The sequence below is a fragment of the Desulfuromonas versatilis genome (assembly GCF_019704135.1).
GTDB lineage: Bacteria > Desulfobacterota > Desulfuromonadia > Desulfuromonadales > NIT-T3 > Desulfuromonas_A > Desulfuromonas_A versatilis.
This window is the reverse complement of the sequence record NZ_AP024355.1, coordinates 3030911-3054729: the sequence shown is the minus strand read 5'-3', so window position 1 is coordinate 3054729 and position 23819 is coordinate 3030911. Positions and strand designations below refer to the sequence as shown.

The 23819-nt window shown below is 60.2% G+C and carries 21 protein-coding genes; 11 read left to right on the top strand and 10 right to left on the bottom strand.

The genetic code is table 11. The features are described from left to right. Positions 1-166: 166 nt before the first annotated feature. From DESUT3_RS13770 to DESUT3_RS13735, 8 genes are all read right to left on the bottom strand, one after another. Entirely contained in the window at positions 167-1039 is an 873-nt protein-coding gene (locus tag DESUT3_RS13770; protein ID WP_221249056.1) for a transposase, read from the bottom strand. A gap of 7 nt (positions 1040-1046) precedes the next feature. Then, positions 1047-1211 (bottom strand): helix-turn-helix domain-containing protein, encoded by a 165-nt coding sequence (locus DESUT3_RS21355; RefSeq protein ID WP_221249055.1) that lies wholly within the window; start codon positions 1209-1211, stop codon positions 1047-1049. Positions 1212-1406: 195 nt separating this feature from the next. Beyond that, positions 1407-2195 carry a hypothetical protein gene (locus tag DESUT3_RS13760; protein WP_221249054.1) on the bottom strand — a complete coding sequence of 263 codons (789 nt, stop codon included), beginning with the start codon at positions 2193-2195 and terminating at the stop codon, positions 1407-1409. Between the two features lie 172 nt (positions 2196-2367). Further along, the gene (locus tag DESUT3_RS13755) at positions 2368-2529 is read right to left on the bottom strand and encodes a hypothetical protein (protein ID WP_221249053.1); all 162 of its coding nucleotides are present in this window, start codon (positions 2527-2529) and stop codon (positions 2368-2370) included. 338 nt (positions 2530-2867) lie between these two features. Then, the gene (locus DESUT3_RS13750; RefSeq protein ID WP_221249052.1) at positions 2868-3425 is read right to left on the bottom strand and encodes a Pycsar system effector family protein; all 558 of its coding nucleotides are present in this window, start codon (positions 3423-3425) and stop codon (positions 2868-2870) included. A 185-nt stretch (positions 3426-3610) separates the two neighbouring features. Continuing rightward, a complete protein-coding gene (locus DESUT3_RS13745) occupies positions 3611-4951 on the bottom strand; it encodes a nucleotide-binding domain-containing protein (RefSeq protein WP_221249051.1) in 1341 nt (446 codons plus the stop codon). An 822-nt stretch (positions 4952-5773) separates the two neighbouring features. Then, complete coding sequence (locus DESUT3_RS13740; protein ID WP_221249050.1) at positions 5774-7759, bottom strand: cache domain-containing protein; 1986 nt, start codon at positions 7757-7759, stop codon at positions 5774-5776. Continuing rightward, entirely contained in the window at positions 7756-9132 is a 1377-nt protein-coding gene (locus tag DESUT3_RS13735; RefSeq protein ID WP_221249049.1) for a sigma-54-dependent transcriptional regulator, read from the bottom strand. Before DESUT3_RS13735 ends, DESUT3_RS13740 begins: the two co-directional genes overlap by 4 nt. Before the next feature lie 410 nt (positions 9133-9542). Here DESUT3_RS13735 and fdnG point away from each other — a divergent pair, with 410 nt between their 5' ends. The 4 genes from fdnG (at position 9543) to fdhD (ending at position 16209) form a co-directional block, all read left to right on the top strand. Then, positions 9543-12548: a formate dehydrogenase-N subunit alpha gene (gene fdnG, locus DESUT3_RS13730; RefSeq protein WP_221249048.1), complete on the top strand. Its 3006-nt coding sequence runs from the start codon at positions 9543-9545 to the stop codon at positions 12546-12548. Beyond that, positions 12545-13384: a 4Fe-4S dicluster domain-containing protein gene (locus tag DESUT3_RS13725; RefSeq protein WP_221249047.1), complete on the top strand. Its 840-nt coding sequence runs from the start codon at positions 12545-12547 to the stop codon at positions 13382-13384. Before fdnG ends, DESUT3_RS13725 begins: the two co-directional genes overlap by 4 nt. 4 nt (positions 13385-13388) lie before the next feature. After that, positions 13389-14618 carry an NrfD/PsrC family molybdoenzyme membrane anchor subunit gene (gene nrfD, locus DESUT3_RS13720; RefSeq protein ID WP_221249046.1) on the top strand — a complete coding sequence of 410 codons (1230 nt, stop codon included), beginning with the start codon at positions 13389-13391 and terminating at the stop codon, positions 14616-14618. Positions 14619-14796: 178 nt separating this feature from the next. Further along, on the top strand, positions 14797-16209 hold the full coding sequence (gene fdhD, locus DESUT3_RS13715) for a formate dehydrogenase accessory sulfurtransferase FdhD (protein ID WP_221249045.1): 1413 nt from the start codon (positions 14797-14799) through the stop codon (positions 16207-16209). A gap of 54 nt (positions 16210-16263) precedes the next feature. Here fdhD and DESUT3_RS13710 read toward each other — a convergent pair whose 3' ends face one another. Continuing rightward, positions 16264-16668: a DUF4332 domain-containing protein gene (locus DESUT3_RS13710; protein WP_221249044.1), complete on the bottom strand. Its 405-nt coding sequence runs from the start codon at positions 16666-16668 to the stop codon at positions 16264-16266. A gap of 36 nt (positions 16669-16704) precedes the next feature. Continuing rightward, positions 16705-17142, bottom strand: coding sequence for a large conductance mechanosensitive channel protein MscL (gene mscL / locus DESUT3_RS13705; protein ID WP_221249043.1), 438 nt, complete (start codon positions 17140-17142; stop codon positions 16705-16707). A gap of 186 nt (positions 17143-17328) precedes the next feature. Here mscL and DESUT3_RS13700 point away from each other — a divergent pair, with 186 nt between their 5' ends. The 7 genes from DESUT3_RS13700 (at position 17329) to DESUT3_RS13670 (ending at position 23810) form a co-directional block, all read left to right on the top strand. After that, a complete protein-coding gene (locus DESUT3_RS13700) occupies positions 17329-18084 on the top strand; it encodes a sulfite exporter TauE/SafE family protein (protein ID WP_221249042.1) in 756 nt (251 codons plus the stop codon). Between the two features lie 149 nt (positions 18085-18233). Further along, positions 18234-19022, top strand: coding sequence for an MlaE family ABC transporter permease (locus DESUT3_RS13695; protein ID WP_225911512.1), 789 nt, complete (start codon positions 18234-18236; stop codon positions 19020-19022). Between the two features lie 39 nt (positions 19023-19061). Then, the gene (locus DESUT3_RS13690) at positions 19062-19865 is read left to right on the top strand and encodes an ABC transporter ATP-binding protein (protein ID WP_221249041.1); all 804 of its coding nucleotides are present in this window, start codon (positions 19062-19064) and stop codon (positions 19863-19865) included. Next, positions 19852-20298, top strand: a complete 447-nt coding sequence (mlaD, locus tag DESUT3_RS13685; protein ID WP_221249040.1) for an outer membrane lipid asymmetry maintenance protein MlaD — start codon at positions 19852-19854, stop codon at positions 20296-20298. Before DESUT3_RS13690 ends, mlaD begins: the two co-directional genes overlap by 14 nt. 54 nt (positions 20299-20352) lie before the next feature. Further along, positions 20353-21117: an MlaA family lipoprotein gene (locus tag DESUT3_RS13680; protein WP_221249039.1), complete on the top strand. Its 765-nt coding sequence runs from the start codon at positions 20353-20355 to the stop codon at positions 21115-21117. A 22-nt stretch (positions 21118-21139) separates the two neighbouring features. Further along, positions 21140-21748 (top strand): MlaC/ttg2D family ABC transporter substrate-binding protein, encoded by a 609-nt coding sequence (locus DESUT3_RS13675; RefSeq protein ID WP_221249038.1) that lies wholly within the window; start codon positions 21140-21142, stop codon positions 21746-21748. Between the two features lie 193 nt (positions 21749-21941). Then, complete coding sequence (locus DESUT3_RS13670; RefSeq protein ID WP_221249037.1) at positions 21942-23810, top strand: hypothetical protein; 1869 nt, start codon at positions 21942-21944, stop codon at positions 23808-23810. The last annotated feature ends 9 nt before the right edge of the window (positions 23811-23819 follow it).

The following is a 23819-nucleotide window of genomic DNA, read 5'->3' as shown; positions in this document are numbered from 1 at the left end:
GGTCCGGTCGCAATAGCTCAATGGATTGATTTCAGGTTGGAATGGGTGTCTTTTGCGTGGCTGATGGAGAGTGGGACAGGATTTGATTACCTGGGGCTGGGGAAAAGTCTGTGACGGGGTTGTCGTTTAATCCTGACCTGTCTTCGCAGCATCAAAAAAATCGGGGTCAGGTCTTGAAAAATAAGTTTTCTTGCTGGTTGATCACCTTGCTGACCGTGGTGTAATGGATGCCGAGGGCTTTGGCAATCTCTGTCAACCGGTATCCGTACCGGCCGTGGGCGCTGCGGATCAGGCGATTGCGTTCCGGTTTCGGTAGCGGACCGTCCGCAGGAAACAACTCCTCCAGAGAAGGCCTCCCGGCATGGCGCTGCTCGCGGGGAATCTCTCCTAATTCTGCTTGGCTTTCCCGAATGTCGCAGGCCTGTCGGATGAAGGCCTCGGAGCCCAGAAAAATCTGTCCCACCAGTTGGCTCCAGGGAGTTTCCTCTTTCGCCAGTCCATCGGCCACAAATTGCTGATAGTGCCGGCGGGCGGCTGCCGGCGTTCTGGAAAAGTTTCCCAGTACCCAGTCAGTGGTTAAAAAGGGCGGGGTGGGCGTCTCGCCGAGGGTGGCGAGATAACTGCTCCAGGGGTGCTCCTCGGGACGATTCACCATGCCAGCGGCCACCGGGTTGAGAACCACGTAGCGGCAAAGCTCCAACAGATGACTCTGTTTTTCGACCAGGACTGCCTTGAATCGTCCCTTGAAAACGTGGCCGTCCCGGTTGTGGGCGCGGTTGAAGGCCTGGGTGTAGACTCCGTTGAGCTGACGCATTCCGGCCGAGAGATTGCCTTCGGGCGTTTCGATCAGCAGGTGATAATGGTTCCCCATCAGGCAGTAGGCGTGGCAGAGCCAATTGAAGCGTCGCACCACCTGCCCGAGAATGGCGAGAAACTTCCCGCGGTCCTGATCGTCCAAGAAAATATCGTCCCGGGCGTTGCCGCGCGAAGTGACATGGTAAACCGCACCGGGGAATTCTATGCGTAATGGTCGTGCCATGGTGGAACTATAGACGGAAAAAGTGATATTTCAAGACCTGACCCCGTGGTGCTTTGTTAAGCCAGTTGCGGACCGTCTTCACCGTAACGCCCAATTGCCGGGCAATCTGTTTTTTCGGCACCCCGCGATTATGCAGCTCGCGAATCGCACCGTACTTGTCTCTGCCGACCATTTGCATTTGGGTGCTGAAGGCAATGTTCTACTTGATGTTGCTCGTTGGGGTGAATCATCTTTTCCTCCCTGAGTGGAATTCAGGGGGGTAATTTTCAATTGCCACAGGGGGGTATTTTTACAGCATCGATGACACAGTCGCAGTGACCTGCTCTCTACTCTACCCTGGAGCTGGAGTGACCTAGTCATGTCGGTACTAGCCCCAGTATTTTTCTTGACCGGGTTCAATAAAACCTTCTCTCCAAATGTCCCCCAAACCCAACTGCCAGTAAGTGTAATCCCCTTCACCCGTTTTCCCCGCAATAGTAAACGGGCCTTCGCACCCCCACTTATTCATCCCAGCCTCCATAGCTCTAGGTCCGATGTGGCACCTATTCCCTATCCCGGCGCTTGAAATCCTATTCGCATAGTTAATGCAGGTTCCTGCAAGTAATTTTTGTTCCCCAAGGAAAGAACTCCATATTGTAGAAATATCAACCCATCCGTACTCAACTGCTATTTTTATCCCTGGACCACCTTGATGAAATTCCCAATGATCTTGACACCTTTCCTTGTCTGATGCTAAGTACTCACATAATCTGTCAAGATCCTTCGCTATTCCAATACATGCCATAAAAACTGAATCAGGATTTTCAAAGACGGCTAGGAAGGCATCTCCCATAAATCCCACAACAACACCATCATTTTTTTCTACTGCCTGGATCCCGCCGAGCAGCACATCTCTAACAAATTGTGCAATACCATTTATGTATTTCGCATTAGCTATCATCGGAGTATATCCGTTTATGTCAACTATCATTGCGAAAGCATCGATTATTCGCTCTTTCGATAAATCCATTGAATTCACCATGTTGTCAGAAGGATGGCTGGTTGATAAAACCACGACGAATCCATTCAAGCGGTTCGGGCCAATCCAGATTGTAATGATAATAATTATATGCCTGTCCAGTGTGTGTGTATTGCCAAGCCCAATTTGGATGCTCACCGATTTCTGCATGTAGTTGAAGGTACGGATTTAGGCTGCGGGCCAGAGAATCACCTATACAAATCCCATTGGACCGAGAAAACCCTTGAAGTTTACAGGCTAGCTTTGCAATAGTCCCAACAACTGACAGGAAGTTGTAACTGTGGATGCCAATACGGCCTATCAGAACTTCTCAAAAATCAATACCTATCCTAAAGTTAGTATGTAGTAACTCATCCGATGCAAGCATTGCCTGTACTTCGTTTTCCACCACATAGCGAATATCCATTGCACATTGAATAGCTTCTTGAGCGATAATGATACGATCCTTCGTCTCTGGCCCTATAATAGCCATTACCATATCACCAGTATTTTTTTCAAAGAAGCCGCCCCATAACACACTATATGCATTACGCTAGGGATCACGAAGTATAGAAGTGCCAGAGTCTATCCGTCGAAATGGATGCACATATTTTGGTGAAACTTTCGAGATCAAAAAAAAGAATGGCGGCATCCATCTTCTTTGTGCCGCCAATTACAATTGCACTCGGGTCAGGAATTGTTATCCCGTTCGGAATTGGTGATCACGACAACCTTAAGCGCGCTCTGGCTGCCTTAAGGTGGTCCTTCACCTTCGTATGAATTAATGGATTCCATTTACGAGTAAGTGGGCGCCTCGCCATACAATCCTCTTCATTTCAACACGTACAAAATCAAAAGAACTGCAATTATCGTAAGTTCTGCGTATATGGCCCAGATACTTCTTTGAAGCCTTTTCATTTTTGAATTGAGACCAGAAGCTAAAACAGATGTCTGGCCTGCTAAATCAACAATCAAGTCGTTAACTGATGCAGATTGCATTGCATTGACGTATTCTTCTGTTTTCATTTCTGCGACAGAACCGAAAAATATCAAGCTGACTTTACCATCGCGACTTTGAGTCAAAAATGGGAAAACGACCCCAAAAATCAATCCAGTGGATAGTAAGGCAAAAAAACCACAGAATACCAACAAAATAGGTACAAGGGCTGATAACCTATTCATGCATGAGAATTGCCCTATTACCTCCTGGTACTTCAATAAAATAGATCCAATGACGATACCATTCCATGCAATGATGAGAGAGGCCTTGGCATTAGTTGAAACAATGTAGGTATCGTATCTATTTATAATTTTTACGAGAAGTTCGACTCGTGATGATGAGGGATAATCATTTGCAGGTTTTTTTTGTTCATTGTCCTTTTCGCTCATGCTTACCTCCTGTAAGCGATTTTCTTAACCATTAGGGTGATCGGACTACTTTTGTAATACCGCCTTTCTCTTCTTGCTTGCCATACGGTTTTAGCTCGCCGGCTGTGAAACGATGAACAAACTAGTACAAATCTTTCGATAACCGCCGCCATCCAACAAGTCCGAGTGCAGCGCCGTTTTAAACTCTATTTGATCATTACTCCAATCCAATCGCGAAAAAGAATATTTCTATTTCTGTCAACTATTTCACATTTCATAGTATGAAGGCCCCTATACAAGGTTGCCTCATTTAGGGTTGCTTTAGCGAACTGGCTTGGAGACTTAGTGAACTTATTAGGGATAGGTTTTTTCAGGACTTTTTCTACTGGTGGATATTCTTTTTCCCGTTCTTCCATTGGAACGTCTTCACCATTGTTCATTTTAGTGAAAATTGCAGTCAGTGGGAAGTAGAGCCCATTAATTCTTGTGTTCACAATGACTTTAAAAATAAGGGATACATTTTTTTCTAAAAACCTTGAAGAGGGAAGATACTCTACTTCGTTACCATCCGTGACGGTGTAACATTTGTATGATATGGCCGTGTTGTTGATTACACGCGTGTCTCCTAAACTCGCCTTAAGGGAACGAGGAAGAGCACTGCACTCGATGTAGGTTTCATACCTCAATAGGCGCATTTGATAATTTATTGGATTACCGTTTTTATTAGTCAGATTCGGAGTAACTATAGGCAGTTGCCGCGCTTCACCAGATCTTGTATTCTCCTTTATTTTAGAATAGTTTTCGGGCCAATTTATGAAGTTCAATATGCCTTGGCCAAGCATAGTTTGGTTTTTGCTAGCAAGCCCCTGTAATTTAGAGGCCATATCAACGGGAAGACCCGTGGCCGACACTTCACCTACATTGGAGTAACCAAAGTTTCCCCAAAGGACCTCCCTGTCATCACCAAAGTCGCAACCAACCCTAAAACCAAAGTCTTTCGCTTCAATTCCATTCCTTACCATCCAAGGCTTAATGCTGCCTTCAAGTACGGCTCGTAAGGTTGTGGCGCAATTGATTGCGTCTGCAATTGCATCTTCCTTTTCCGTGGCATTGCCTCCAAAAAAGGCCATTACTGCGTCGCCCATTATTCTATGAACACAACCATCAAGAGAACGAATAACTTCTACACACGTCTTTATAACCGCATTTTTGAATTTATATACGAGGTCTAAAGGGTAGAGTAATGAAAGGCGGGTGGACCCCTTTATGTCAACAAAAAGGGTGCATACATACTGGTTGACCGTTCTAGAGCTACCATTTTCAAGATGAAGAAAATCTGGATGTGTTCCGATGGGGGTAGAATTGATGCCGTCTTTTCCAAATATGGGTCTAATCTGGGACTGAAGAATGTATTCGCGCTGTGGCCCTGATGGCAATGTCTCAAACTTCTCATTTAAGGCTGTTGAATTTGATGCCTTTTCTAACACCCTGGTTTCGGTTCCAACCATATCGAACACTTCATTGAAAAGACTTTCAAGGTTCCTCATCGTTGGCCTCAGTGGATAGTTAAGATGAAAAGAATTGAAATTAAAAGCAATGGAGGTACGCAAAACTTTATTATATTGACAGCCACTTGGAGTGTCTTGAATTTATCAGATCCTATTTCTGCCACCTTGTTCATTAATAAGACCATCTTTAAACTGCCCTTCATAAGTTGAACCGTTTCGCCAGATAAGTATGCCATTACCATAAAAAAGGGCAGTTCTTAAACTTTTCTTTGTAAAATATACTATCTGGCAACTGGATTTCGCCAAAGCCATTTTTTATCTTGCAGTCGGATGAAAAAGCACTTTTGGGAGTGGTATCAAAAAGCATTATCCATAGGAGAGTTTTAAGTTTCACCGTTTATTTCTTTTGTATGCTAGCGAGGCGGAAAAATCTACGCCCAGACGGGATTTGTAAGCACGGAAACTGGTCGTCTGTCTGACCCGGCCTCTAACCTTGGTCCTTTCGCCTTGGCCATGCGACACCTCCAGTTAGGTTGAAATGCATACTTTACCGGGAGAAGGTCCCTGCGAAGTTGGGAGATATCTGATAGTCCGGCATTCGGGTTTTTTGACCCTGGGCCGTGAAGAATCTCCAATTCAACCGAATCATTCTGAAAAATGCGGGGGCAGAAGTCAAGCAGAATAGCATCGAAATCAATGACTTCCATTGAGCGCCCCGGTGGTTTTTCGGTGTATTCATCGTTCAGCCTGAGGGCTGAGAGAATAGATGGTTATGCCTCCCGAATTGAAAAAGGGGCGGACCCATGACGGGGCCGCCCCTTTTCTCTGCGTTTTTTCCAACTTCCGCAGGTGAAATAAGCTCTACTCTCCGCCCTCCACCGGCAACCGCACCCGGAAGGTGCTCCCTTCGCCCTCCTGGCTCTCGATCTCGATCACCCCGCCCAGCGCCTTGATGATCCCGTAGGAGACCGACAGCCCGAGGCCGGTGCCGGTCCTCTTGGTGGTGAAGAAGGGGTTGAAGATCTTTTCCCGGATCTCGGCGGGGATGCCGGGGCCGCTGTCGCTGATGGCGATCTCCACCGCCTTGCCGTTGCTGTCGGTGGCGATCCGCAGGGTGCCGCGGCCTTCCATGGCCTGCAGGGCGTTGACCAGAATGTTGGTGAACACCTGGCGCAGCCGCTCGTAGTCGCCGACGATGGGGGGAACCTCGGTGAAGTATTTTTCGACCGCGACCTCGTCGAGGGGGGCCTGGTGGCCGACCTGGTCGAGAATCTCCCCAAGCAGGCTGTTGACCTGAATCATCTCGGGATGGATCTCCTGCTCGCGGGCGAAGGTGAGCATGTTGCGGGTGATCAGCGAGATGCGCTCGGTCTGCTTGAGGATCTCCTCGGCCTCCTCGCGGCCGTCGGCGCCGACGGGGATATCCATCAGCAGGATCTCGACGTTGCCGCGGATGATGGCGGCGGGGTTGTTGATCTCGTGGGCGACGCCGGCGGCCAGCGAGCCGATGGCGGCGAGCTTTTCCGAGCGCAGCAGCTCCTCCTGGGCCTGGATCAGCTGCAGGCTCTTCTCCTCGAGCTGGGCGGTGCGCTCCTGCACCTTAACTTCGAGCTGGCGGTTGAGCTCGCGCAGCTGCTCGTCGCGCTGCTGCAGGTTGCCGGTCATGCGCTTGAAGGTGTCGATCAGGTGCCCGACCTCGTCTTTGCCGGGTACCGGCAGGGCGACGTCGCGCTCGCCGCGGGCGATGCGTTCGGCGGCCGATTCGAGCTCGAGGATGGGGCGCGATACGCGGCTGGAGACCAGCCGCGCCACCAGGAATCCGAGGCCGCAGCCGAGCACCAGCAGGCCGAGCAGGGCGAGGGCGGCGCGGTGCTTGAGGGCGGTGAAGGGTTTTTCCAGCAGCCCCACGTAGAGAGCGCCGATGGCCCGGCCGCCCGGGTCGCGAAGCGGTTCGTAGGCGGTCAGGTACCACTTGTCGACGACCCTGGCGCGGGCCAGCCAGGTTTCGCCCCGGCCGAGCACGGCGTCGGCCACCTCGGTCGAGACCCGGGTGCCCATGGCCCGCGAGCCCTCGCTGAGGCGGATGGTGGTGGCGACCCGCAGGTCTTCGAGAAAGATGGTGGCGCTGCCGACCTCGGTCCCTTCGAAGGTCTGGTTGCCGTAGACGATCTGCTTGATGCGGTCGACCAGGGCGAGGTTGCCATTGAGCAGCACGCCGCCGTAGAGGACCCCGAGGGTGCGGCCGTCGGGGTTTTTCACCGCGGAGGCGCCGGCGAGCAGCATCCCGCGGGCCTCGACGGCGGGACGGTCGGCGGGGAAGGGGGGGCGCAGGTGCACCCGGGCGCGATGGGCGAGGTCCTCGCCCTCGGCCAGGACCTGCTCGGAGGCCAGCAGCAGGGTGCCGCTGAAATCCTCCCCGGCCAGCACCTGGCCGAGGAGGGGGAGGGGGGCCGCTTCGCCGCCGCCCGCCTCGGGGTTGGCGGCGCGCAGCAGCACCCGCCCCTGCGCGTCGGTCAGGGTCAGGACGTCGAGCTTTTCCCGGAGCAGGATCGCCTTCATCTCCCCGGCGACCCGCTCGAGGCGCCCGGCATCGAGGTCCTCGGCGAGGGCGGAGCTGTTGGCGGTGAAGCGCACCACGTTCAGCACCCGCTCCCGTTCATGGCCGAGCACCTCGTGGGCGGCGTTGAGGTCGTTGCGTACCCGCTGCTGGGTCTGGCCGACGATCCAGGCGTTGATCAGGTAGAAGGCGGCGAAGGCCACCAGCAGCAGGATGGCGGCCAGGGGGGTGAGGGCCGCCAGGGTCATTTTCCCGCGGATGGAAAAGGCCCCGGTATCGGGGCGCGTCATGCCTCGTCTTCCAGGTCGGCGGGGGAGATGTCGAAATCCTTGATCTTGCGGTCGAGGGTCTTGCGGGTTACCCCGAGCAGCCCGGCGGCCTGGCTCTTGTTCCAGCCGGTCTCCTTGAGCGCCCGCAGCACCACCTGGTATTCGGCGTCGCGCAGGGTCAGGGGCACAGCGGCTCCGTCGTTTTTATGCGCTTGGCCGGCCGCGGCCTTGAGCGGCAGCAGGTCGAGGGTGATCTCGGCCCCCCGGGCCAGGATGACGCCGCGCTCGATGACGTTTTCCAGCTCGCGGACGTTGCCGGGCCAGTGGTAGGCGCGCATGGCGGCGAGGGCCTCGCGGCTGATGCCGGTGACCGGGCGGCGGGTCTTGCGGGAGACCTTGGCGAGAAAATGGCGGGCCAGAGGTTCGATGTCCGCGGGGCGTTCACGCAGCGGGGGCAGCTCGAGGGTGATGACGTTGAGCCGGTAGAAGAGGTCCTCGCGAAAGTTGCCCTTGCGCACCTCGGCTTCGAGGTCCTTGTTGGTGGCGGCGACGAAGCGCACGTCGACCCGCCGGGTGCGGGTCGAGCCGACGGGGATGAATTCGCCCTCCTGCAGCACCCGCAGCAGCTTGGCCTGCAGCGAGGGGCTCAGATCGCCGACCTCGTCGAGAAACAGCGTCCCCTGGTCGGCCTCGTCGAGCAGGCCCTTCTGGGCCTGGACCGCCCCGGTGAAGGCCCCCTTGACGTGGCCGAAGAGCTGGCTTTCCAGAAGGGTTTCGGAGAGCGCGGCGCAGTTGATGGCGAGAAAGCGGTTGGCCTGGCGGGGGCTGGCGTCGTGGATGGTGTGGGCGATCAGCTCCTTGCCGGTGCCGCTTTCGCCGAGCACCAGCACGCTGGTGTCGGTTTCGGCCACCCGCCGCGCCAGCTCGTAGACCTCGGCGAAGTTCTCGCTGGCGAACACCGGTTGGGTGGGGGCGGCGGACTCGCGCAGCTCCTTTTTCAGCGACAGGTTCTCCTCGCGCAGCCGCTCGCGTTCGAGGCAGTGCTGCACCAGGGCGTAGAGCTTCTCCTGGGGGAATGGCTTGCTCAGGTAGTCGTAGGCGCCGAGCTTCATCGCCTCGACGGCCGATTCGATGGTGCCGTGGCCGGTCATCATGATCACCGGCAGCTCGCGGCGCAGCTCGCGCACCCGGCGCAGCACCTCGATGCCGTCCATCTCGGGCATCTTGACGTCGAGCAGCAGCAGGTCGGGGCTGCCGTCGGTTTCGCCGAGCAACTGCAGCAGCGCCTGGGGGCTGGCGAAGCTGTCGACCCGAAACCCCCAGTTGGCGAGCATCTTGGCCAGGTAGCGCCGCATCCCTTCTTCGTCGTCGCACACCAGAATTCTGTTTTCCATGCCTCGGTTCCCTTTTCTGGACTCTCCCCCTTCGGCAAAGGGGACGTGCACCATCCGTTCCTTTCTGCCGCGGCGGTGCTGAGCAGGCATCATAACCGTAAACGGCAGCTTAAGAAAAGCCCTTTAGAGATAAAAAACCTTTATTTTTAGAGCCTTCCGGGAGTATCCGGGTGGATACATTTTACCCGCCTGGGTCGATTGTATACAGTTCGACGCGGGCGAATTTCCCGTGCCTGTAGCAGTTTGTATACCGTAAACAATTGTTATGGCTGATAAAAAAATGTTTGTTCCTCCCCGTAGACGGTTTGGCACATCTGTTGCCAAAAGTACCCGCCAACCAAACCTGCCATGCGAATTACCCTGATTCGATTTTGGGGTTCAATGCAGACACGATGAAAGGAGAGAAGCACATGGGTATTTCGAGGAGAAATTTCCTCAAGGGCGGCGGCCTGGCGGCCGGCACCCTGGCCGTTTCCGGCAAACCGGCCCTGGCCGGCGTCGATTCGCCCGAGATGCGCACCAAGGGGCTGCAGACCAGCACCACCGTCTGCCCCTACTGCGCTGTGGGCTGCGGCATGCTGGTCCACACCAAGGACGGCAGGATCGTCAACATCGAGGGCGATCCCGAGCATCCGATCAACCGCGGCTCGCTCTGCTCGAAGGGCAGCGCCCTGTTCCAGGTGGCCAACAACGAGCGGCGCCTGACCAAGGTGCAGTACCGCGCCGCCGGCAGCGACAAGTGGGAAGAGAAGTCGTGGGACTGGGCGATGGAGCGCATCGCCAAGCTCATGAAGGAGACCCGCGACCGCAACTTCGTCAAGAGCGAAAAGCGCGACGGCAAGGACTACCTGGTCAACCGCAACGAGGGGATGGCCATGCTCGGCGCCGCGGCGCTGGACAACGAAGAGTGCTACCTGCTGGGCAAGTTCGCCCGCGCCATGGGGGTCAGTTACCTCGAACACCAGGCCCGAATATGACACTCCGCTACGGTTGCCGGTCTGGCAGCCTCGTTCGGCCGCGGTGCAATGACCAACCACTGGAACGACATCCAGCACGCCGATGTCATCCTCTGTATCGGCTCCAACCCTGCTGAGAACCACCCCATCTCCTTCAAGTATGTGGAAAAGGCGATGGATAACGGCGCCAAGCTGATCAGCGTCGACCCCCGCTACACCCGGACCTCGTCCAAGTCGGACCTCTACGCCCAGCTTCGCCCGGGCACCGACATCGCCTTCATGGGCGGGCTGATCAACTACGTGCTGCAGAACGACCTGATCCAGAGGGATTACGTCGTCGACTACACCAACGCCTCGTTCATCGTCGATGACGCCTTCTCCTTCGCGGACGGCCTCTTCAGCGGCTACAACGCCGACACCTTCAGCTACACCAAGGACAGCTGGAAGTACAAGAGCGACAAGGACGGCAACGCCCTGCGCGACAAGTCCCTGCAGGACCCGCGCTGCGTCTACCAGCTGATGAAGAACCACTACAGCCGCTACACCCCCGAGATGGTCTGCGAGATCACCGGCACCGCCATCCAGGACTACATGGCCGTGGCCCGCACCTTCTGCGCCACCGGGCGCCCGGACAAGGCGGCCACCATCATGTACGCCATGGGCACCACCCAGCACACCTACGGCACCCAGAACGTGCGCTCCTACGCCATGCTGCAGCTGCTGCTGGGCAACGTCGGCATCGCCGGCGGCGGCATCAACGCCCTGCGCGGCGAGTCCAACGTCCAGGGCTCGACGGACTACGCGATCCTCTACCACATCCTGCCCGGCTACCTGTCGGTCCCCCAGTTCGGCCAGGTGGACCTGGCGACCTACCTGGAGCAGGTGACCCCCAAGTCCAACGACCCCAACAGCGCCAACTGGTGGAGCAACTATCCCAAGTACATCACCAGCCTGCTCAAGGCCTACTGGGGTGAGAACGCCAGCGCCGAGAACGACTTCGGCTACCAGTACCTGCCCAAGCGCAGCGGCAACTACTCCTTCATCCCGCTGATGGAGCGCCTGCAGGCAGGCGGCTTCGAGGGCCTGGTCTGCATGGGGACCAACCCCATCGTCGGCGGCCCCGACGCCAGCTCCATCGCCAAGGGGCTGGATAACCTCAAGTGGCTGGTCGCCGCGGACCTGTGGGAGACCGAGACCTCGATCTTCTGGAAGCGCCCCGGCGTCGACCCCAAGACCATCGACACCGAGGTCTTTTTGCTGCCCGCCGCCTCCAGCGTCGAGAAGCAGGGGAGCATCTCCAACTCGGGGCGCTGGGCCCAGTGGCGCTACAAGGCGGTCAACCCGCCCGGCCACGCCGAGAGCGACGCCTATATCGTCGACCAGATGTACAAGCGCATCAAGGCCCTCTACGAGAAGGACGGGGTCTTCCCCGAGCCGATCGTCAACCTGTCGTGGAACTACGGCGACGGCCATGAGCCCGACATTGAGATGGTGGCCAAGGAGTGCAACGGCACCTTCACCCGCGACGTGGAGATCAAGGGCAAGCTCTACAAGAAGGGCGAGCAGGTTCCCAGCTTCGCCTTTTTGCAGGACGACGGCTCGACCACCAGCGGCAACTGGCTCTACTGCGGTTCGTTCACCGAGGCGGGCAACATGATGCAGCGCCGCGGCCTCGAAGACCCCACCGGGCTCGAGATGTACCACAACTGGGCCTGGTGCTGGCCGGTCAACCGGCGCATTCTCTACAACCGCGCCTCGGTCGACCTCAACGGCAAACCGCTCAACCCGAAAAAGGCGGTCATCGCCTGGAACGAGCTGACCAAGAAATGGGAGGGGGACGTCCCCGACGGCGGCTGGGCGCCGATGAGCCAGGACGGCACCAAGAACCCCTTCATCATGATCGCCGAGGGCTACGGCCGGCTGTTCGCCGCGGGCCTGGCCGACGGGCCTTTCCCCGAGCACTACGAGCCGATGGAGAGCCCGGTGGCCAACATGATGAGCCGTCAGCAGTGCAACCCGGCGGTGGCCATCCCCGGCAAGCTCAGCAACGCCGAGAAGTTCCCCTACATCGGCACCACCTACCGGGTCTCCGAGCACTGGCAGGCCGGCGCCATGACCCGCAACCTGCCCTGGCTGGTCGAGCTGGTGCCCGACATGTTCATCGAGATCAGCGAAGAGCTGGCCGCCTGGAAGGGGCTCAAGAACGGCGACCTGGTCACCGTCTCTTCCGAGCGCGGCTCGATCCAGGCCCGGGCCCTGGTCACCAGCCGCATCAAGCCGCTGCGGGTCAGCGGACGGCTGGTGGAGCAGGTGGGGCTCCCCTGGCACTTCGGCTTCGCCGCCCTGGCCAAGGGCGACAGCGCCAACGTGCTGACCACCGCGGTCGGCTGCGCCAATACCACCATTCCCGAGTACAAGGCGTTTCTGTGCAACATCGAGAAAGGGGGTAAGAGCGCATGAGTGCCCAGATGAAGGATTTTTCCAAGAATAAGGCGTTTCTCATCGATATGACCAAGTGCACCGGCTGCCGCGGCTGCCAGGTGGCCTGCAAGCAGTGGAACCAGCTGGATGCCGAGCAGACCGAGTTCTTCAGCGGCGAGGGGTACCAGAACCCGCCGGCGATGAGCGAGAAGACGTTCACCCGCATCAAGTTCCGCGACTACCAGAAGAACGGGCAGAACGAGTTCGCCTTCTACAAAGAGATGTGCATGCACTGCAACGAGCCGGCCTGCGCCTCGGTCTGCCCCGTCGGGGCGTTCCACAAGACCGAGGAGGGTCCGGTCATCTACAAGGCCGAGCGCTGCATCGGCTGCCGCTTCTGCATGATCGCCTGCCCCTTCGGCGTGCCCAAGTACGAGTGGAGCAAGGCCCTGCCGCTGGTCAAGAAGTGCACCGGCTGCTACAGCCGGGTCAAGGAGGGGATGAAGCCCGCCTGCGCCACCACCTGCCCGACGGCGATCAGCTACGGCCCCCGCGACGAGATGATCAAGGAAGCCGAGCGGCGCCTGGCGGCTCACCCGAACCGCTACATCCAGAAGGTCTACGGCAAGGACGAGGCGGGCGGCACCAGCGTCATCTACCTGACCCCGCTCCCCTTCGACGAGCTGGGCTTCAAGCCGGTCACCCTGCGCCCCCTGCCGGGCTACACCTGGCAGGCCCTGCGCCTGGTGCCCGCCGCCTTTCTCACCGTGGGCGGCGGACTTTCCGCCATTTCGTGGATCAACCACCGCAAGGACCGCCTGAAAAAAGAGCGCGAAGCGCAGGCGGCCCAGACCAGCGAGCCGAAGGAGGACTGAACCGATGACTGCGGCTAAACTCGTCGTCAATGAAATCAAGGGCTACCACTGGTTCGTCAAGCTGATGTTCGCGCTGGTGGTGGTGGGTGTGGCGGCTTCCCTGGTCCGTTTCGTGTTCGGGCTGGGTGCCACCACCAATCTTAACGACACCTACCCCTGGGGGCTGTGGATCAGCTTCGACGTGGTGACCGCCGTGCCGCTTGCGGCCGGCGCCTTCACCCTCGGGGCCATCGTCCACTGCTTCCACATCAAGAAGCTCGAGCCGCTGGTGCGGCCGGCCATCGTCACCGGTTTTCTCGGTTACTCGCTGGTCAGCGTCGGGCTGCTGCTCGACCTGGGCCAGCCCCACAAGGGCTGGCACGTGCTGCGCTACTGGAACCTGCACTCGCCCATGTTCGAGGTGGCCATGTGCGTCATGGCCTACACCACGGTGCTGTTCCTCGAATTTCTCTCTCCGGTGGCGGAGAGGTTCGGCTGGCACCTGCCGCTGCGCGTGCTGCGCTGGCTGGAGATGCCCCTGGTGATCCTCGCCGCGGCCATCTCCACCCTGCACCAGAGCTCGCTCGGCACCTTCTTCCTGATCGCCGTCGACAAGCTGCACAACCTCTGGTACAACCCGCTGCTGCCGCTGCTGTTCTGGATCAGCGCCATCTGCACCGGCATGTGCATCATCATCCTCGAGGCCACCGCCAGCCACAAGTGGATGGGGCAGCCCAACGAAGGGGTGCTGCTGCGCACCCTGGCCAAGATCCTCCCCTGGACCCTGGGGCTGTACCTGGCGGTGCGGGCCTACAGCCTGCTGTTCTTGAGCCACGGGCCGTTCTTCGACCGTCCCGGGTTGACCCTCTCCTTCCTCCTCGAGGTCGGGGTCGGCTTCCTGCTGCCGTTTCTGATGCTCACCCAGAAGTCGGTGCGCGAGAACGACCGGCGCCGGGCCATCGCCGCCGGCCTGGTGATCTTCGGCCTGGTGCTCAACCGCTTCAACGTCTCGATGATCGGCATGATGCACCCCGACCAGATCTACCTGCCTTCGCTCATCGAAACCCTGGTGACCCTTGGCATCATCGCGGCGCACGTGCTGTTCTTCGTGCTGATCGCCAAGTACTTCCCGATCTTCGAGCACCATCCGGAAACCGTCGACTACAGCCTGCCCGACAGCTTCCACAAGATCGACGGCCACCCGGCCGAAGCCAAGGCACCCGCCGCGGCCAAGCCGGTTTCGCAGGGGCGATAAGCAGAAGGGCTTTTTTATAACCACGAAGGACACGAAGGACACGAAGTAAAAAACTGCATTTTTAGCTTTTCTTCGTGTTCTTCGTGCTCTTCGTGGTGAACTGAAATTGCTTGTTTAGCGAAGCTCTGCTTTTCCTGTCTGGAAAACCGCGAATTTTAAAATGGTAAAGGAAGTTGTTATGGATCACTCCGGCAATCGCACCGTTTACCAGTTCAAGAATGGCCGCCTCGCGAGCCACGGGCGCCAGGTGGTGCAGGAGTACCCCCTGCAGCTCACGGTCAACGACCGCGAACTGGCGACGCTGGTCGCCTCGCCCCATCAGCTCAATTTTCTGGTGGCCGGCTTCCTGCGCAACCAGGGGTTCATCTCCGGGCTCGACGAGATCCAGACCCTCGGCGTCTGCCGCGAGTTCGGGGCGGCGCGGGTGCGCATCCGCGGCGAGGTCCCCGAGCGGCTCAAGCCCACCCTGACCTCGGGCTGCGGCACCGGGATCACCTTCAATTTCGAGCCCGCAGCGGCGCCGGATGCGGCGGCCGTGCGGGAACAGCCACGCTTTTCCCCGGCTTCGGTCTTCGAGCTGATGAAGGGCCTCGCCCAGCGGGCCGAGCAGTACCGCAGCCACGGCGGGATTCACTCGGCGGCGGTGGGCGACGGGCGGCAGCTGCTGCTCTACGCCGAAGACCTGGGACGCCACAACACCCTGGACCGCCTCGCCGGCGAGGCGCTGTTCAAGAACATCGACCTGCGCGGCAAGATGCTGGTGACCTCCGGGAGGGTGTCGACGGAGATGGCCGCCAAGGCGGCGAAACTCGGCATCGCCCTGATCGCCTCGCGCACCTCGCCCACCGACCTGGCGGTGCAGATGTGCGAACAGGCCGGCATCACCCTGGTCGGCTACCTGCGGGGGGAGTCCTTCGAGCTCTACTGCCGCCCCGAGGGGCTCGAGTTGGCGCCGACGGCAAAAAAAATCCCCGGGGTCACCGGGGTCATCCTGGCCGGCGGCGAGAGCCGGCGCATGGGGTGCGACAAGTCGCTGCTGCCCATCGACGGGGCGCGCTTTATCGAGCACATCCATCGGGTCATGGCCGGGCTGTTCGACGAGGTGCTGCTGGTCACCAACTCGCCCGGTCTCTACGAGGGGATCGACTGCCGCAAGGTGCCGGACATCTATTTTGCCCAAGGCTCCCTGGCCGGCATCCACTCGGGGCTCTGCCACGCCCGCAACGCAAAGGCCTTCGTGGTCGCCTGCGACATGCCCTTCGTCTCGGCGGAGGTGGTCCGGGAAATCTGCAGCCACGGCGAAGGGGGCGAGGTCGTTATCCCGCGGGGTGCCGAGGGGCTGGAACCCCTGCACGCCCTCTACGACAAGAGCTGCCTGCCGGCCATGGAGGCGGTGCTCGACCGCGGCCAGCGGCGCATCGTGAGTTTCTTTCCCCAAGTGCAGGTGCGCGAACTCGGCCCCGAAAACCTGGCCGCCCACGATCCCCAGGGCCGGACCTTTCTCAACATCAACACCCCGCAGGAATACTTCGCCCTGCGCGGCGGCAAAGAAGACGGCCCCCTCCCCGAGGCCAGGGCGAACCGGGCCTGAGGCGAGTACCCGCGGTGGCCCTCTCCCCGGAGCAGGGGAGGGGCCGGCGCGGACTCAGTGCATCACCAGCTTGGGCAGGTTTTTCGCCTGGGCGATCCAGTCCTGCACCCTGTCCATGGTCGGCAACTGGCGAACCAGTTTTTTGCGCTCGTTGACCTCGGCCATCTTGACATGCAGGTTTTCCGCCTTGCGCTGCGCCAGCTCCGGGACCGAGTCGACCCCCGAGGCCTCCAGCAGGTCGGCATACTCCTGGCCGATCCCCTTGATCCGGAACAGATCCGCGCAGTTGACCCACTTAAGAATCTGGGAAGCGCTCAGTCCGGTGGTGTCGGCAAGTTGCTTGCGCCCCTTGGCCGAGCACCCCTTCTCGAGCAGACCGGCGATGTTTCTGACCCCTGCGGCCTTGAGCTTTTCCGCGTAACTGGCACCAATTCCCTCGATTTCAGTCAGATTGGGCATTTGTTTCTCCTTTCCGTGAGTGGGTTGCCATTGCCGTCAGGCGACCTGCGACGTGCAGTGCCTGCAGCGTTTGGCCGCTATCGGGATCTCCGAAAGGCACTCCGGGCACTCCTTGGTGTCGGGCGCCTGGGGTTCTTCTTCCTTTTTCTCCATCATCCGGTTCATCGCCTTGATCATCATGAAGATGGCGAAGGCGACGATGACGAAGTCGAGCAACGTATTGATGAACACCCCGTAGTTGATCGTTGGCGCGCCGGCTTCCTGGGCGGCTTTCAGCGAGGTATAGTCGGTGCCGCTCAGGTTGATGAACAGGCTGCTGAAGTCGACCTTGCCCATGAGCAGGCCGATGGGCGGCATGATCACGTCCTTGACCAGCGAGCTGACGATCTTGCCGAAGGCGGCGCCGATGATGATGCCGACGGCCATGTCCACCACGTTGCCGCGCATGGCGAACTTTTTGAATTCCTGGAGCATGGGGTCCTCCGTTGATTGGATTGATTTAATTTCGGCTATAAAGATCAGACTAGTCCGCTTTTGCCGAAACGCAAGCCGGCGGGGGAAATACCGCTTCCCTTTCCTCTGGGGGCTTTTCTTCCGCCCGCGGATTGCTATCCTTGATACAGCCTCTGGTTGCCGCATGGCGCGGGTCGGCGAACTGTCATGGAATCGGACCTGTGGATATTTTTCCTGATCGGCTTTTGCGCCCAGATCATCGACGGGGCGCTCGGCATGGCCTACGGGGTCACCGCGACCACTTTCCTGATCAGCTTCGGCACCCCACCGGCGGTGGCCAGCGCCAGCGTGCACCTGGCCGAGGTCTTCACTACCGGCGCCTCGGGCGCCTCGCACCTGCTGCTGAAAAACGTCGATCGGCGCCTGTTTCGGCAGTTGGCCGTGGCCGGAGCGGGTGGCGCGATAGTGGGCGCCTATTTTCTGACCACCCTGCCGGTCCGGCCGGTCCGCGTCCTGGTGGCCGCCTACCTTGCGGTGATGGGCTGCCTGATCCTGTTCAAGGCTACCCGAAGAAACCTCCAGGCCCGCCCCGTGCAGCGTCTGCAGACCGGCATCCTCGGCCTGCTGGGCGGTTTTTTCGACGCCCTGGGCGGCGGCGGTTGGGGGCCGATCGTGACCTCTTCCCTGGTGGCCCGCGGCCAGTCTCCGCGCCTGGCCATCGGCTCGGCCAACCTGGCCGAGTTTTTCGTGGCCGCCAGTGCCTCCTGCACCTTTTTGCTGACCATCGGCCTGGGCTACTGGCAGGCGGTGCTGGGGCTGGTGGCCGGCGGAGTGTTCGCCGCGCCGCTGGGGGCCTGGCTCTGCCGCTGGCTGCCGGTCCGGGTGCTGATGTACCTGGTGGGCGGCCTGATCTGCCTGCTCAGCCTGCGGGCCCTGGCCCACGTGTTTCTGCTTCCCCCCTGAGGGAACGGCCGCCCTCTCGGCAGTGCTTTTAATCCTCATCGTCGGTATGGACATGCCCCGGATAAATGATAGTATTATAGGGCAGTTACGATTAAGTCCGGCCCCCGCCCAGGTGGCGTGCCGGGGCCTTTTTTCGACAGGTGGTATAAGTGCTTAAAGTTTTCGAGAAAATCGGGGACGAGTGCCTTTATTTCCTCGAGCAGGCGGGGCGCATGGGGATTTTCCTCGGTGCCTGCCTGGTCAGCATCCTTCGGCCCCCCTACAAAATTTTCCCCATCGTGCGCCAGGTGCAGTTTATCGGCGCCAAGTCGGTGTTCGTCATTCTGTTCACCGGCGCTTTCACCGGCATGGTTCTCGGCCTGCAGGGGTATTACACCCTGAGCAAGTTCGGCTCCGAGGGGCTGCTCGGTTCGGCGGTGGCCCTGAGCCTGATCCGCGAACTGGGCCCGGTGGTGGCGGCGCTGATGGTCATCGGCCGGGCCGGCTCGGCGATCTGCGCCGAGATCGGCATCATGCGCAACTCGGAGCAGATCGACGCCCTGGAGTGCATGGCCGTCGATCCCTTCAAGTACCTGATGGCGCCGAAGCTGGTGGCGGGGGTGATCTCCATGCCCCTGCTGACCTTCATCTTCGACGTGGTCGGCATCCTCGGCGGCTACCTGATCGGGGTGCTGCTGCTGGGGGCCAGCGAGGGGAATTATTTCCAGAACATGTACACCAGCGTCGAGTGGGCCGATATCCGCATGGGCGTCGTCAAGTCGCTGGTCTTCGGCCTGCTGCTGGTCTGGATCGCCGCCGCCAAGGGCTACAACCTGCACCTGGAGCGCAACGGCGGCTTCGGGGCCGAGGGGGTGAGCCGCACCACCACCGACGCGGTGGTGCTCTCATCGGTCAGCGTGCTGGTCTGGGATTACCTGATCAGCGCCATCTTGTTGTGAGGCCAACCCGGGGGAAGAGGGAGGAGCGGTTCCAGCGCCATGAGTGACAACCAGGAAAAGATCGCCATCGAGCTGATCGATGTGCACAAGTCCTTCGGGCGCCAGCAGGTGCTGCGGGGGATCAACCTGCAGGTCCGCGAGGGGACCACGACGGTGATCGTCGGGGCCAGCGGGCAGGGCAAGAGCGTGATCCTCAAGCACATGCTGGGCCTGATCCGGCCCGACCGGGGCCAGGTGAGGGTCTTCGGCAGCGACCTGACCCGCATTGGGAAAAAGCAGCTCAACAAAATCCGCACCGATTTCGGCGTGCTGTTCCAGAACGCCGCCCTGTTCGATTCGCTGACCGTGTTCGACAACGTGGCCCTGCCCCTGCGCGAGCGCACCGACGCCTCGGAGGCGGAGATCCGCGACAACGTCATGGACAAGCTGGCGATGATGGACCTGGAGGGGGCCGAGGGGAAATACCCCGCCCAGATCAGCGGCGGCATGCGCAAGCGGGTCGGCCTGGCCCGGGCCCTGGTTCTGCAGCCGCGCATCGTGTTTTTCGACGAGCCGACCACCGGCCTCGATGTCCACAAGAGCAACGAAATCTACCGGCTGTTCCACAAGACCCAGGCCAAGCTCAAGTACACCGCGGTCATCGTCAGTCACGACGTGCCCAAGATCTTCAAGCTGGCCGATTATGTGGCGCTGCTGGCCGAAGGGGTCATCCAGGGGTGCATGTCGCCCGAGGAGTTCCAGCTTTCGAAAAATCCCCTGATCCGGGATTTCGTCGAAACCACCATGGGCCCCATCTATTCCAGTGCCGAAGAGGAGGATAGCGTTCTATATGAAACGGTTTAACGTGGAGACCGCGGTTGGGCTGTTCCTGGTCGCGGGGTTCGTCTGTTTCGCCTGGTTGTCGGTAAAGCTCGGCGATGTGAACCTGTTCGGCCACCCCACCTATTCGGTCGAGGCGCGTTTCGGCTCGATCTCGGGGCTCAAGGAAGGCAGCACCGTGGAGATCGCCGGGGTGCGCATCGGCAAGGTGGCCAAAATCCGGCTCAACCCCGAGGATTACGAGGCGGTGGTCACCATGGAGCTGGACCAGGGGGTGCGGCTGAGCGAAGACAGCATCGCCTCGATCCGCACCGCCGGGATCATCGGCGACCGCTACGTGGACATCGCCCCGGGCGGCATGGAGCAGTACATCGAGGCGGGCGGGCGGATCCTGGAGACCGAGTCCGCCATCAACCTCGAGGAGCTGGTCAGCAAGTACATTTTCGAGAAGAAATAAACCTGCAAACCCCGACCCCGCCGTGCCCCGGCCGGCGAGATGGAGACCCGGAAGATGAAACCAGCTGGCAAATTGGTGGTGCTGCTGTTGCTCGTGGCCCTGACGGCGCTTTGCCCGGCGGCCCGGGCGCAGGACGTGTTCAACCCCACCGGTGCCGGGGCGCCCAGCGCTCCGGCGGACCTGGAGGCCGATGAGCTCTTCGAGGAGGAGCCCCTGGAGGTCTGGGATCCCATCGAACCCTTCAACCGGGGGATGTTCTGGTTCAACGACAAGCTCTATTTCTACCTGCTCAAGCCGGTGGCCCGGGGTTACCGGGCCGTGGCGCCGGAGCCGGTGCGCACCTCGGTGGGCAACTTCTTCTCCAACCTCGCCTTTCCGGTGCGCTTCGTCAACTCGGCCCTGCAGCTCAAAATCGGCGACGCGGGCAACGAGCTGCGCCGGTTCCTGCTCAACAGCACCGTCGGCGTGGCTGGCCTTTTCGACCCGGCCAAGCAGAACGGCTGGCTGAAGAAGGAGGAGGACCTGGGCCAGACCTTCGGCCGCTACGGCGTCGGTTCCGGCTTCTACCTGGTGATGCCGGTGTTCGGGCCGACCAACCTGCGTGACGGCGTCGGCCGGCTCGGCGACGGGTACCTCGACCCCGTCCCCTTCCTGGTTCCGGGCACTCTGGAGTATGTTGGAGTCAAGGCCTACGACCGTGTCAACGCCCTGTCGCTGGACAAGGATACCTACGAGGGGATCAAGCGCGAGCAGCTCGACCCCTACCTGTTCATCCGCAACGCCTACACCCAGCGGCGCGAGGCGTTGATCGAGAAGTAGCCGCCGCCCATTGGAGGAATAAATGAAGTTCAAGCGTTTTGCCGCCATCCTGCTGGTGCTGGGGATGGTGGTTCCTGCCGCCTGGGGGCTGGCCGCGACCGCGGCCATGGACCAGGTGCAGCAGACCGTGGACGGGGTCATCGCCACCCTGCGCGACAAGGGGATGGAGAGCGAGGCCCGCCGCCAGAAGTTGACCGGGCTTATCCGGGCCCGTTTCGATTTCGAGACCATGTCCCAGTGGGTTCTCGGGCCGGCCTGGCGCAAGGCCGATACAACGGAAAAGAGTCGCTTCATCGCGCTGTTCTCCGACCTGCTCGAGGCGACCTACCTGGGGCGCATCGAAGCCTACACCGATGAAAAGGTGAGCTACGCCGGCGAGAAGGTCGAGGGGGAGAGGGCCCAGATCGACACCTTCGTGCTGACCGCCGGCGCCGACATCCCCATTACCTACAAGCTGGTGTTGCGCGGCGATCAGTGGCTGGTCTACGACGTGATCATCGAGGAGATCAGCCTGGTGCGCAACTACCGCAGCACCTACAACGAAATCATCCGCCGCGAAGGAATGAGCGGCCTGTTCACCAGGATGGAGGAGAAGATCAGGGAGCTGAAAGCGACCGAAGGGCAGGGATAGACGGCCGCGGGACCCGGCCATGGTTGATAAATCCGAGGGGTGGTTTGTTTTGAACCGGTGAAGGGTGGTTTAAAACAAACCACCCCTTTTGTTTTCTCTTTGTAAGTAGCTGAAAATAAACGGTAAAGAAATTGGCAAGGTTTCTGCTATAAGTAGTAGCTAACCATTTTTTCCTGCCACAAGGAGGCGACCGATGAAGAGACTATGGATGGCCCTGGCGATTATCGCCTGCGTCCAGCTGCCGGGGATGGCCCTGGCCGCCGAACAGTGCCTGAGCTGTCACGAGGGGATCGAGCGGATCTCCGAGGTGCCGGGGATGGCCGAGCTGAGCTGTACCGACTGCCACAAGGGCGATGGCGCCGCGACCGAACAGCAAGCCGCCCACGCCGGGATGTTCGCCAACCCGGCGGACCTGCGGGTGGTCGACCAGACCTGCGGCACCTGCCACGCCGACGAGGTCGACAAGGCGATGAAATCGCTGCACGCCACCAGCGCCGGCAAGATCAGCGGCACCCGCTATGCCTGGGGCGCCCAGGGGCGCGAGGGGATCTACGCCAACGTGGCGGTCGCCGACGCCGACCCGAGCCGCCCCGGCGCGGTGAAAGAGCTCAAGGCTCTGCCGTTCTACGATCCGGCCAAGCCCGAAGGGCCCGACAACACCCCGGCCGACGACTACCTGCGCAACCAGTGCCTGCGCTGCCACCTGTGGAGCGACGGCCACCAGCGCGACGGCGACTACCGGGCCAGCGGCTGCGCCGCCTGCCACGTGGTCTACTCCGACGCCGGCACCTACGAGGGGGGCGACAAGGCCATCGCCAAGGACCAGAAGGACCGTCCCCGCTTCCACCGCATCACCAGCAAGATCCCCGAGACCCAGTGCCTGCACTGCCACAACCGCGGCGGGCGCACCGGGGTGAGCTACATCGGCACCATGGAGAGCGACGGCTACGGCACCCCCTACACCGACAAGGGGGGCAAGCAGGGCCAGCTGCACGGCAAGAACTACAACCACCTGCAGGCCGACATCCACTACGACAAGGGGCTGACCTGCATCGACTGCCACACCAAGCAGGACCTGCACGGCGACGGCAACATCTACCAGAAGCGCGAGCAGGCGGTGGAGATCGAGTGCGAGGACTGCCACGGCACCGGCACCCGGCGTTCGCAGCTGACCACCTCCTGGGGCAATCCCTACCCCAACCTCAAGGAGCAGGACGGCAAGATCGTGCTCACCTCCAAGCTCGACGGCAAGCAGCACGTGGTGCCCCAGCTGGCCGACGCCACCCTCAGCGACGAGGGGTACGTCTCCCACGTCGCGGTGGCCAGCCACCTGGAGAAGCTCGAATGCTACGCCTGCCACGCCGGCTGGGCCCCCCAGTGCTACGGCTGCCACGCCAAGCAGGATATCGGCAAGCCCAACGGCGACTGGCTCAACGCCAAGCCGGCCAAGGACCAGAGCATGGCCAGCCACAAGAACAACCGCGAAAGCAGCGCCTTCGCCTGGGACGAGTCCCGCTCGTACCTGCGCTGGGAGACCCCGACCCTGGGGATCAACAGCGAAGGCAAGGTGAGCCCTTTCATCCCCGGCTGCCAGGTGGTCTTCACCCAGGTGGACGGCGAGAAGAGCCTGGTGCACAACAAGGTCTACACCACCGTGGACGGCACCAGCGGCATCGGCACCAACCCGATCCAGCCCCACACCATCAGCAAAAAGGGGCGCGGCTGCGCCGACTGCCACATGAGCAGCAAGGCCCTGGGCCTGGGCAGCGGCTTCTACGACAGCCAGAAGAACGGCCTGCCCATCGACTTCGAACTCGAGCGGATCGTCGACGAAGAGGGCAACCAGCTGCAGGAGACCGCCCGTGAAGGGGCGCGCCCCTTCAACAAGGAGGAGCAGCAGCGCATCAGCCGCTCGGGTACCTGCGTGGCCTGCCACGGGGCCGACCCCGAGATCTGGGAGAAAGCCAAGGGCAAGGCCGGCGTCGAGGCAGCGCCCACCGACGAACTGCATCGGCAGGGGATCGAGAAGCTGCTGCAGAAGGCCGGCAAGGGGCTGTTCTGAGAAAACCTG

Excerpts from the sequence above, each read along its gene's own strand:
- DESUT3_RS13770 (WP_221249056.1), bottom strand. The coding sequence starts at position 1,039 with ATGGCACGACCATTACGCATAGAATTCCCCGGTGCGGTTTACCATGTC.
- DESUT3_RS21355 (WP_221249055.1), bottom strand. The coding sequence starts at position 1,211 with ATGGTCGGCAGAGACAAGTACGGTGCGATTCGCGAGCTGCATAATCGC.
- DESUT3_RS13755 (WP_221249053.1), bottom strand. The coding sequence starts at position 2,529 with ATGGCTATTATAGGGCCAGAGACGAAGGATCGTATCATTATCGCTCAA.
- DESUT3_RS13750 (WP_221249052.1), bottom strand. The coding sequence starts at position 3,425 with ATGAGCGAAAAGGACAATGAACAAAAAAAACCTGCAAATGATTATCCC.
- DESUT3_RS13745 (WP_221249051.1), bottom strand. The coding sequence starts at position 4,951 with ATGAGGAACCTTGAAAGTCTTTTCAATGAAGTGTTCGATATGGTTGGA.
- DESUT3_RS13740 (WP_221249050.1), bottom strand. The coding sequence starts at position 7,759 with ATGACGCGCCCCGATACCGGGGCCTTTTCCATCCGCGGGAAAATGACC.
- DESUT3_RS13735 (WP_221249049.1), bottom strand. The coding sequence starts at position 9,132 with ATGGAAAACAGAATTCTGGTGTGCGACGACGAAGAAGGGATGCGGCGC.
- DESUT3_RS13725 (WP_221249047.1), top strand. The coding sequence starts at position 12,545 with ATGAGTGCCCAGATGAAGGATTTTTCCAAGAATAAGGCGTTTCTCATC.
- nrfD (WP_221249046.1), top strand. The coding sequence starts at position 13,389 with ATGACTGCGGCTAAACTCGTCGTCAATGAAATCAAGGGCTACCACTGG.
- fdhD (WP_221249045.1), top strand. The coding sequence starts at position 14,797 with ATGGATCACTCCGGCAATCGCACCGTTTACCAGTTCAAGAATGGCCGC.
- DESUT3_RS13710 (WP_221249044.1), bottom strand. The coding sequence starts at position 16,668 with ATGCCCAATCTGACTGAAATCGAGGGAATTGGTGCCAGTTACGCGGAA.
- mscL (WP_221249043.1), bottom strand. The coding sequence starts at position 17,142 with ATGCTCCAGGAATTCAAAAAGTTCGCCATGCGCGGCAACGTGGTGGAC.
- DESUT3_RS13700 (WP_221249042.1), top strand. The coding sequence starts at position 17,329 with ATGGAATCGGACCTGTGGATATTTTTCCTGATCGGCTTTTGCGCCCAG.
- DESUT3_RS13690 (WP_221249041.1), top strand. The coding sequence starts at position 19,062 with ATGAGTGACAACCAGGAAAAGATCGCCATCGAGCTGATCGATGTGCAC.
- mlaD (WP_221249040.1), top strand. The coding sequence starts at position 19,852 with ATGAAACGGTTTAACGTGGAGACCGCGGTTGGGCTGTTCCTGGTCGCG.
- DESUT3_RS13680 (WP_221249039.1), top strand. The coding sequence starts at position 20,353 with ATGAAACCAGCTGGCAAATTGGTGGTGCTGCTGTTGCTCGTGGCCCTG.
- DESUT3_RS13675 (WP_221249038.1), top strand. The coding sequence starts at position 21,140 with ATGAAGTTCAAGCGTTTTGCCGCCATCCTGCTGGTGCTGGGGATGGTG.
- DESUT3_RS13670 (WP_221249037.1), top strand. The coding sequence starts at position 21,942 with ATGAAGAGACTATGGATGGCCCTGGCGATTATCGCCTGCGTCCAGCTG.